Annotated in this window: 2 protein-coding genes; one reads left to right on the plus strand and one right to left on the minus strand. The window is 76.0% G+C overall.

Annotated features, from left to right (window positions below; translation table 11 throughout):
• Positions 1-1954: asparagine synthase-related protein (locus ACOV8S_RS24895; RefSeq protein WP_448320461.1), on the minus strand; the 1954-nt coding region annotated here is incomplete at its 3' end.
• A gap of 648 nt (positions 1955-2602) precedes the next feature.
• On the opposite strand from ACOV8S_RS24895, the gene ACOV8S_RS24900 reads away from it, so the two are divergent.
• On the plus strand, positions 2603-4024 hold the full coding sequence (locus ACOV8S_RS24900; protein ID WP_448320463.1) for an MFS transporter: 1422 nt from the start codon (positions 2603-2605) through the stop codon (positions 4022-4024).
• Positions 4025-4126 lie beyond the last annotated feature (102 nt).

The raw sequence follows: 4126 nt of genomic DNA on the forward strand, positions 1-4126 counted from the left end.
CCGCCCCCGCCCGAAATGCCTCCCGCACCACCCGCGCCTCGACCAGCCCCGCCTCCGCCAGGAACGGTGAGGCGAACAGGTCTCCCAGCACCTCCCCCGCGGCCCGCAGCCCCGCCCGGTCCGCGGCCTCCGCCGTGGCATGGCTGGGCGCTCCCCAGCCGGGCGGCAGGTCGCCGACGCCCGCGCCCTCGAGGACCGAGCGCAGGATCGCCGCCCGCGCCCCGGGCCGCACCCGCAGCGTCTCCGGCAGGGCACGCCCCGCCCGCACCACCTGGTTGTCGAGGAACGGCGCGTGCAGCCGCTGCGCGCGGACCTCCGCCGCCTGCTCCAGGACCCGTACGTCCGCCGCGTAGCGGGCCAGCGCGGCCCGGGCGCGGAAGTCGCCGGGCCGCTGCCCGGGGCCCATGGCCGCCGCGCGCAGCGTCGCCGCCTGCAGCCGCCCCGAGACGTCGGCCAGCGCCTCGCCGGTCAGCCACCGGGCGGCCGGACCGGGGGTGGCCCACACCAGTGAGGCCAGCGAGGCCTCCACCGCTCCGGCCACGGCGGAGCCGTCGTCGAACCGGCGGTGCCGCAGCCGCTCCGCCAAATCGTTCATGCCGGCCGGGTAGGAGGTGCGGGCCAGCTTGCGGGCCGCGCCGTAGACCCGGGCCGGGACCAGCACCGAGCCGTCCGCCCGGGCGAGGGCCATGGTGGGCCGGACCAGGTGGCGGCGCTTGCGGTCCATCAGCAGGTCGGCCAGGCGCGCCGGGTGGGCGTCCAGGACCTCGCGGGCGCCGTGCCCGGTGAAGTGGTCGGCGCTGCCGGCCGCGAACCGGGCGCGGTGCCGGGCCGCGGAGACCAGCGAGCGGCCGGGCTCGTCGGTGAGCGGGCCGTCGAGGTCGGCGTAGGGCAGCGCCTCCACGCCGCCCGCGACCACCACGTGCCGCAGCCGGGGGTTGGCGGCCAGGGTGCCCGCCCGCTCCAGTTCCGCCTCGCGGCCGCGGACCGCCAGGTCGTTGAAGGTGACCGCGAGCAGCCGCTCCCCCGCGCCCGCGCCGTGACCGAGCACGGTGCCGGGGCGGCCGGGCAGGCCGGCGGCGAGCAGGGCCAGGGTGCCGGAGCCGGGGCCGCCGGACAGGTCGGCGCCGATGCCGGGCACCGGCATCCGGTCGGCGCGGCGGTCGGCGGGCCCCATGCCGGGCACCGGGCCGGGGTCCGTCCCGGCGCCGGGCATGTGCCGGGGAGCCGCCAGCCGGGTGCGGACCGCCTCCACCAGCGCCTCGCGCAGCGCGTCCACGGCGCTGTGCGGGTCGGCGGAGGGCGCGGCCACGGCGAGCGAGGCGACCGGCTCGTACCCGGCGACCTCACGCGCTCCGGCGCGCAGGATCAGGGCGTGTCCTGGCGGGATGCGCCGCACCCCTTCGTAGGGGGTCGAGTCCTGCACCGCGGCCGGGACCTCCGGCGCGGCGAGCAGGGCGGCCAGGTGCCCGAAGTCGAGGTTGGCGCCGACCAGGTCGGCGAGCGGCAGCGCCGCGGTGGCGTAGGCGGTGCCGCCCCGCCACGGGGTGTGGAAGACGGGGCGGGCGCCGGCCAGGTCGCCGCAGACCGTGGTGCGCCGGTCGACCTGGACCACGACGGTGTAGCTGCCGGGCCAGGCGGTGAGGTGGCGCAGCGCGCCGCCGCGGGCCGCGAAGAGGCCGGCCAGCAGCTGGTCGTCGGTGGCCCCGCACAGCCCCACCACCGCTATCCGGGTGCGGGCGTCGGCGATCAGGACGCGGGTCTCGTCGGGCCGCCAGTCGCCCACCGCCCACAACGGGTCGACGCCGCCCCACAGCAGCTGCGCGCCCACCGGCTCGGGGATGTCCTCCCCGAACTCGTCGCTGCAGCCGTCGGGTTCGCCGTAGGCGCCGAAGAGGTCGGAGCCTGGCGGCCGATGGCCCGCGGCGGTGCTGCTCCATCCCACCAACCACCGCATCGACGCCTCCACAGGCTGTGGACAATCAGTGCACGAGCGAACCTGTGCACCATGCTGCCACGAAGGGAGTGTCACGGAGGCATGCCGACGCGCCCTCCGTGCCGGCCGCGCGAAGGCCCGGTCAAGTGGCGTTCCACCGGGGCGACTTGAATGCGCCCCCTGGCGCGCCCCCGGTGACCACCCGGTGCGCCTGCGTTCACCTGGCGGGAGGGCCCTGACGACCTCTCGGCGCGGGGCATATTTTCAGCCAAATACGCCGACTGTGTGCGACCTGCGGAGCCCCGCGCACACTCTCCGTACATACGGAGGAGTACGTACGGTCCGGGAGGCGGGCTGCGCCTCCCGGACCGGTCCGCCGCCCGCGGGGATGTGGCGGCGGTGTCCCCCAGCCCGCTGGATCCAGTACAGCGGGCCGACCCACGCACCACCCATGGAACAGTCCTGGCCGCCGGCGACGTAGAGCGCACGGCCGGGCGCACGGCCACACAACGGGAGCACGTGGACACACTCCGTACTCCCGCCCGGGCAGCAATCTCGCCATACGGAACTTTGCCCCTTAACGCATGGGATTCGGAGAACTACGCTGGGTTTACGAATGCCGCGGGTTTATGCCAGTCGCGGCAGCCGTCTCTGCCGAGGGGGAACCGGATGTCCAGGGAGCAACGCGGGCCGAACGAGAAGCTCGGCGCCGTTCTCGCCCTCGCGGGCATCAGCAACGCGGGGCTGGCGCGGCGGGTGAACGACCTGGGGGCGCAGCGCGGTCTGACGCTTCGTTACGACAAGACGTCGGTGGCGCGCTGGGTGTCCAAGGGCATGGTGCCGCAGGGCGCGGCTCCCCATCTGATCGCGGCCGCCATCGGGCAGAAGCTCGGCCGGCCGGTCCCGCTGCACGAGATCGGGCTGGCGGACGCCGATCCGACGCCCGAGGTCGGTCTGGCCTTCCCGCGCGACGTCGGCCAGGCGGTGCGGTCGGCCACCGAGCTGTACCGGCTCGACCTGGCCGGCCGGCGGGCGGGCTCGGGCGGCATCTGGCAGTCGCTGGCCGGTTCCTTCGCCGTCTCCGCCTACGCGACGCCCGCCTCGCGGTGGCTGATATCCCCGGCCGACACCTCGGTGGCGCGCGAGGCCGGCGCCACGGAGGGGTCTTCGCCGCTGAAGGTGGGTCACAGCGACGTCCGCAAACTGCGCGAGGCGGCGGAGGACGCGCGGCGGTGGGACTCCAAGTACGGCGGCGGGGACTGGCGGTCCTCGATGGTGCCCGAGTGCCTGCGGGTCGAGGCGGCGCCGCTGCTGCTCGGCTCGTACTCCGACGACGTCGGGCGGGCCCTGTTCGGGGCGAGCGCCGAGCTGACCCGGCTGGCGGGCTGGATGGCCTTCGACACCGGGCAGCAGGAGGCCGCGCAGCGCTACTACATCCAGGCCCTGCGGCTCGCCCGGGCGGCGGCGGACGTGCCGCTGGGCGGTTACGTCCTGGCGTCCATGTCCCTCCAGGCCACCTACCGGGGCTTCGGCGACGAGGGCGTGGACCTCGCCCAGGCCGCGGTGGAGCGCAACAGAGGGCTGGCCACGGCCCGCACCATGAGCTTCTTCCGTCTGGTCGAGGCGCGGGCCCACGCCAGGGCGGGGGACGCGGCCGCGGCGGGGACGGCGCTGAAGGCCTCCGAGAGCTGGCTGGAGCGTTCCCGCGAGGGGGACAACGACCCGACCTGGCTCGGCTTCTACGGCTACGACCGGTTCTGCGCCGACGCCGCCGAGTGCTACCGCGACCTGAAGGCGCCCGGGCAGGTACGGCGGTTCACCGAGCAGGCGCTGTCCAAGCCCACCGAGGAGTTCGTGCGCTCGCACGGGCTGCGGCTGGTGGTCTCGGCGGTGGCCGAGCTGGAGTCCGGCAACCTGGACGCGGCCTGCGAGCAGGGCGTCCGCGCGGTGGAGGTGGCCGGGCGGATCTCGTCCGCCCGCACCACGGAGTACGTCAAGGACCTGCTCACCCGGCTCGAGCCGTACGGCGACGAACCGCGGGTCGTGGAGTTACGCGAACGCGCCCGCCCGCTCCTCGGCACCCCGGCCTGACCTCGCCCTCCGGCACGGCGGCCGCCCGCGCCGGGGGTGGTGAGCGCGGGGGGAGGGAACGGTGCGCCGTAGAATCGGGGCATTGTGTCTGACGCCCCGAAC

This window comes from Streptomyces sp. CO7, assembly GCF_053474865.1.

Coding starts and splice junctions, on each gene's coding strand:
- ACOV8S_RS24900 (WP_448320463.1), top strand. CDS start 2,603: ATGTCCAGGGAGCAACGCGGGCCGAACGAGAAGCTCGGCGCCGTTCTC.